This window comes from Achromobacter sp., from assembly GCF_057314935.1.
Genome location: NZ_DBHKZA010000158.1, coordinates 1 through 5,512, shown reverse-complemented (window position 1 = coordinate 5,512; position 5,512 = coordinate 1). Strand labels below are relative to the sequence as shown.

The following is a 5,512-nucleotide window of genomic DNA, read 5'->3' as shown; positions in this document are numbered from 1 at the left end:
AAGACAGCCAGGAACGGCCGGGTCCGTCCGGCCGGGCTGCTCTAGGGCGCGCGTGGCGGCTCGGGCAGCCCGAGCCTGCCCCGCCGGCCGACATTGTCATCAATAAGACAAATCGCGCCGCGGCATCCGGCGTAACATAAACACGGTTTCACACTTACGTTTACGTTAACGTCATGCCAAAATCGACAGGCTGACGTTCACGAGACGGCAGCAACGCCAACAGACAATACTGATTACAACAGGAGACAGGCTGTGGACTTGGAACTGACCGACGAGCAGCGCGCGTTCGCGCAGGCCGCCCGCGACTACGCCGAGGGCGAACTGGCGCCCCACGCCGCGCGCTGGGACGCCGAAGGCATCTTCCCCCGCGAGGCCTTCGCCCGGGCGGGCGAGATGGGCTTCTGCGCCATTTATGCCAGTGAAGAGATCGGCGGCCTGGGCCTGCCGCGTCTGGACGCCACGCTGGTGTTCGAGGAGATGGCGGCGGTGGATCCGTCGACGACCGCTTTCCTGACGATCCACAACATGGCCACCTGGATGGTCGGCAAATGGGGGCAGCCCGCGCTGCGCGAGGCTTGGGGCCCCCAACTGGCCAGCGGCCAGAAGCTGGCGTCGTACTGCCTGACCGAGCCGGGCGCCGGCTCGGACGCCGCCTCCCTGTCCACCCGGGCACAGCGCGACGGCGACGACTATGTGCTGAACGGCGCCAAGGCCTTCATCTCGGGCGGCGGCGATACCGACCTGCTGGTGGTGATGGCGCGCACGGGCGGCGAGGGGGCGGGCGGCATCAGCGCGTTCGCCGTGCCGGCCGATACCCCGGGCATCAGCTACGGCCGCAAGGAAGAGAAAATGGGGTGGAACAGCCAGTCCACGCGCCCCATCACGTTCGAAAACGTCCGCGTGCCGGCCGGCAACCTGCTGGGCCAGGAGGGCGAGGGCTTCAAGATCGCCATGAAGGGCCTGGACGGCGGCCGCATCAATATCGGCACGTGCTCGGTGGGCGCGGCACAGGGCGCGCTGGACGCCGCCCGCCGCTACATGGACGAGCGCCGGCAGTTCAACCGCCGGTTGGCCGAGTTCCAGGCCCTGCAGTTCAAGCTGGCCGACATGGCCACGCATCTGGTGGCGGCGCGCCAGATGGTGCGCCTGGCCGCCTGCAAGCTGGATGCGGGCGCGCCGGATGCGGCGACCTACTGCGCCATGGCCAAGCGCTTCGCGACGGACATGGGCTTCCAGATTTGCCTGGATGCGCAACAGATTCATGGCGGTTACGGATACTTGCGGGACTATCCCTTGGAGCGTCTGGTGCGCGATACTCGCGTTCATCAGATCCTGGAGGGCACCAACGAGATCATGCGCGTGATCATTGCCCGCCAATTGTTGGAAAAAGGAGCCGACATAAGATGAATGCACCGGTGTTGTTCGAAGAAAGAAGTGCGGCGAACGGCATGCGGTTCGGGATCGCGACGCTGAATGCGCCGCAGACCCTGAACGGCCTGTCGCTGGAAATGGTGGATTTGCTGGCGGCTCGCCTGGACGAATGGGCCCGCGATCCGGGCGTGGCCCTGGTGGTCTTGCAAGGCGCGGGCGAGAAAGCGTTCTGCGCCGGCGGCGACCTGCACGGCCTGTACCGCAGCATGGGTGAGAACCAGGGCAAGAGTGGTTGGAGCAACGCCTACGCGCGCCGCTTCTTCGAGCACGAATACCGGCTGGACTACCGCATCCACACGTATCCGAAGCCGGTGCTGTGCTGGGGGCACGGGATCGTCATGGGCGGCGGCATCGGCCTGATGATGGGCGCCAGCCACCGCGTGGTGAGCGAGACCTCGCGCCTGGCGATGCCGGAAGTGTCCATCGGCCTGTTTCCCGACGTGGGCGGCAGCTGGCTGCTGAACCGCATGCCGGGCCGCATCGGCTTGTTCCTGGCCCTGACGGGCGCCCATATGAACACCGCCGACGCCTTTTTCGCCGGTTTGGCGGACTTCCGCCTGAACCATGCGGATTGGCCGAAGCTGCTGGCCTCGCTGGAAGAGCAGCCCTGGGCCGGGCAGGCCGCGGGGGCGCCGGAATCGTCGCTCGCGCCGCGTTCCATGAACGACGGCCTGCTGCGCCGCGCGCTCACCGCGCTGGAACCGCAGACGCCGCTGGACCCGGGCCATCTGCGCCAGCACTCGTTCCTGATCAACAACCTGTGCAACGGCAATCGGCTGGACGAGATCTATGAAGAGCTGGCGCTGTTGAAGGACCACGCGGATCCGTGGCTGGCGCGCGCGGCGACGACGATGCTGGCGGGTTCGCCGGGCTCGGTCCGCCTGGCTTTCGCGTTGCAGCAACGTACGCGCCTGCGGTCGCTGGACGACGTCTTCCGCGCCGAGTACATCGCGGCGCTGGCCTGCACGGCGCACGGCGATTTCGCCGAAGGCATCCGCGCCTTGCTGGTGGACAAAGACAAGAAGCCGCACTGGAATCCCGCCGTGCTGGACATGGCGACGGATGCCTGGGTGCAGAAGTTCTTCGAAGAACCGTGGCCCGCTGGCGAGCCGCATCCCCTGGCCGATCTGGGCCAGGAAGGGCGTTGACGCGCCGGCCGGTTCGCCTGGCGGGCCGGCCACCCCAAGATTTCCGTCATGCAGGTCACGATGAATCCATACCTACAGCAATAGCAACAGGAGACAAGACATCATGAGCAGTATCGCGTTTATCGGTTTGGGCAACATGGGCGCGCCCATGGCATTGAATCTGGTCAAGGCCGGCCACAGCCTGACGGTGTTCGACCTGGTGCCGGCCGCCGTCAAGCTGCTGACCGACGCCGGCGCGCGCGCTGCCGCGTCCGCGTCCGAAGCCGTCAAGGGCGCCGAGGTGGTGATCTCGATGCTGCCGGCCAGCAAGCACGTCGAAGGCCTGTACCTGGGCGAAGACCTGCTGGGCAAGATTTCGTCCAGCGCGCTGGTCATCGAATGCAGCACCATCGCGCCGGATTCGGCGCGCAAGGTGGCACAGGCGGCCGACGTGCGGGGTATCGCCATGATCGACGCCCCGGTGTCGGGCGGCACGGGCGGCGCGGCCGCGGGCACGCTGACCTTCATCGTGGGTGGCCAGGAGGCTGCCCTGGAGCGTGCGCGCCCCGTGCTGGAGAAGATGGGCAAGAACATCTTCCACGCGGGTCCGGCGGGCGCCGGCCAGGTGGCCAAGATCTGCAACAACATGCTGTTGGGCATCCTGATGGCGGGCACGTCCGAGGCGCTGGCGTTGGGCGTGGCCAACGGGCTGGACCCGAAGGTGCTGTCCGACATCATCGCCAAGAGCTCCGGGCGCAACTGGGCGACCGAACTCTACAACCCCTGGCCGGGCGTCATGGACCATGCGCCGGCATCCAAGGGCTACGCGGGCGGTTTCGGTGTCGACCTGATGCTCAAGGACCTGGGCCTGGCGGCCGAGGCGGCGTTGTCGGCACGCGCCTCCATCCCGTTGGGCGAACTCGCGCGCAACCTGTATTCGCTGCACAGTTCAGGCGGCTCGGGCAAGCTGGACTTCTCCAGCATCGTCAACCTGGTCAAGCGCGAGCAGGACTGACATGAGCGGCCATCAGTCTCCGTCCGACCCGGCGGCGCGGGTCAAGGCGAGCTTCGCGCAGCAGAGCATCATGCGGCTGCTGGGCGCCGGGCTGGACGTGGTGGAGCCGGGCAGGGTGGACATCCTGCTGCCTTATCGCGCGGACCTCTGCCAGCAGAACGGTTTCCTGCATGCGGGGATTTCCACCACGATCGCGGATAGCGCGGGCGGCTATGCGGCCTTCACGCTGTTCGGGCCCGGCGAAGACGTCCTGACCTCGGAGTTCAAGATGAACTTCCTGGCGCCCGCCAAGGGCGACCGCTTTGTCGCCAGCGGCCGGGTGGTGAAGCCGGGCAAGCGCCTGTCGATCTGCCAGGTCGAAGTGCATGCCTACGAAGGCGAGCAGGCCACGATGTGCGTGATAGGCTTGCTTACCGCGGTACGCGTGACGCCGCGATGAATCCGGCGGCGCGCGTCCGGCCTTCCGGGCTGGGCGCGCGCCGCGCTTGTCACGCGCTGCATGGGTGCCGCGCAATGCCTTCAAAAGAACATCATCGGATCTTCCGCAGCAACTGGCTGCGTGCCGCCGTGCTTGGCGCCAACGACGGCATCGTCTCCACGGCCAGCCTGATCACCGGCGTGGCGGCGGCGCAGGCCACGCACGGGGCCATCCTGACCTCGGGCCTGGCGGGGCTGGTGGCGGGCGCGCTGTCGATGGCGGCGGGCGAATACGTCTCCGTGCGGTCGCAGGCCGACACCGAGGCCGCGGACCTGCGCCTGGAGCAGCGTTCGTTGAAGGGCAATTCGGAAGAAGAGCTGGCCGAACTGGTCGACATCTATGTGGGGCGCGGCCTGACGCCGGACCTTGCGGCGCAGGTGGCGCGCCAGCTGACCCGCCACGATGCGCTGGACGCCCATGCGCGCGATGAGCTTGGCATTTCGATCCACAACCGGGCGCAGCCCGTGCAGGCCGCGGTGGCGTCCGCGGCCTCGTTCGCCGGCGGCGCCGCATTGCCGCTGGCGGTGGCCGCGGCCGCGCCGGTGCCGCAGCTGATCGCTTGGGTGATCGGCGCGTCGGTGGTTTGCCTGGCGGCGCTTGGCGCGCTGGCCGCCGGGGCCGGGGGCGCGCCCAAGGCGCCCGCGGCGTTGCGCGTAACGGTGCTGGGGGCCTTGGCGATGGCGGCGACTGCCGCCGTCGGGGCCCTGTTCGGCGTGGCCGTGTAAGACCGGCGCCGGGCGCCGGAAGGGCCTTAGGGCGTGATCGAGTAGGGCAGCGGGGCCGGGGCGATGCGGGGGCCGTCCGCCGCGCCCAGCCGCAGGTCGCCTTCGGGCAGGGCGGCAAGCGTCGTTTCGAACAGTACGGAGGCGACGCCGGCTTCGCTGGCGGCATCCACGACGCGGCCGATCGGCTCGCCGGGCTGGGTGGCGTCGAACACGTCCACGCCCGCCAACGCCGCGCCTAGCAGGCTGGCGTCAGCAATGGTGCCGTAAGCCATGCGGCGCTTGACGGTGCCGCGGTAGTGGCTGCGCGCCACGACTTCCTGGCCCGGATAACAGCCCTTGGTGAAGCTGACGCCCTGGATCAGTTCCAGGTTGACGGTCTGCGGGATGAACACGTCTTGCGTGGCCGTGGCGATCCAGGGGATGCCGGCGGCCAGGTCCGCCACCTGCCATTGCGAGGCGGGGGCCAAACCCAGCACGGCAGCTAGCGGGGCGGCCTCATTCAATTGTTCGTCGGACGCGATCCACCACCAGCGCAGGCGGCCGTCGGCCGAGGGCGCGGCGATCCAGGTGCCCGATGGCAGGTCGGCGCGCTGCCATGCGGCGCGCGGCAAGGCGCCGGTCACGGCTTCCAGCGCGGCGGCGTCTTCGGCCGTTGCCTGCACGCCCGCGACGTTCAGCGGCGCGGGGGCCAGCTTGACCTTGGCGCGCAGCACGAACATCGACAGGCGCTTGATCA

The 5,512-nt window shown here is 68.6% G+C and carries 6 protein-coding genes; 5 read left to right on the top strand and 1 reads right to left on the bottom strand.

Annotation, left to right across the window (positions count from 1 at the left end; translation table 11 throughout):
* Window positions 1-252: 252 nt before the first annotated feature.
* The 5 genes from ACO6D5_RS29370 (at window position 253) to ACO6D5_RS29350 (ending at window position 4,776) form a co-directional block, all read left to right on the top strand.
* Window positions 253-1,407: an acyl-CoA dehydrogenase family protein gene (locus tag ACO6D5_RS29370; protein ID WP_485827338.1), complete on the top strand. Its 1,155-nt coding sequence runs from the start codon at window positions 253-255 to the stop codon at window positions 1,405-1,407.
* On the top strand, window positions 1,404-2,579 hold the full coding sequence (locus ACO6D5_RS29365; protein WP_315845912.1) for a 3-hydroxyisobutyryl-CoA hydrolase: 1,176 nt from the start codon (window positions 1,404-1,406) through the stop codon (window positions 2,577-2,579). The genes ACO6D5_RS29370 and ACO6D5_RS29365 overlap by 4 nt, the downstream gene beginning before the upstream one ends.
* 103 nt (window positions 2,580-2,682) lie before the next feature.
* Window positions 2,683-3,573: a 3-hydroxyisobutyrate dehydrogenase gene (gene mmsB, locus ACO6D5_RS29360; RefSeq protein WP_315845913.1), complete on the top strand. Its 891-nt coding sequence runs from the start codon at window positions 2,683-2,685 to the stop codon at window positions 3,571-3,573.
* Window position 3,574: 1 nt separating this feature from the next.
* Entirely contained in the window at window positions 3,575-4,012 is a 438-nt protein-coding gene (locus tag ACO6D5_RS29355) for a PaaI family thioesterase (protein WP_315845914.1), read from the top strand.
* A 74-nt stretch (window positions 4,013-4,086) separates the two neighbouring features.
* Window positions 4,087-4,776, top strand: coding sequence for a VIT1/CCC1 transporter family protein (locus ACO6D5_RS29350; RefSeq protein WP_315845915.1), 690 nt, complete (start codon window positions 4,087-4,089; stop codon window positions 4,774-4,776).
* Between the two features lie 26 nt (window positions 4,777-4,802).
* Here the strand turns inward: ACO6D5_RS29350 and ygfZ are convergent.
* The coding region (ygfZ, locus tag ACO6D5_RS29345) for a CAF17-like 4Fe-4S cluster assembly/insertion protein YgfZ (protein WP_485827337.1) at window positions 4,803-5,512 on the bottom strand (710 nt) is incomplete at its 5' end.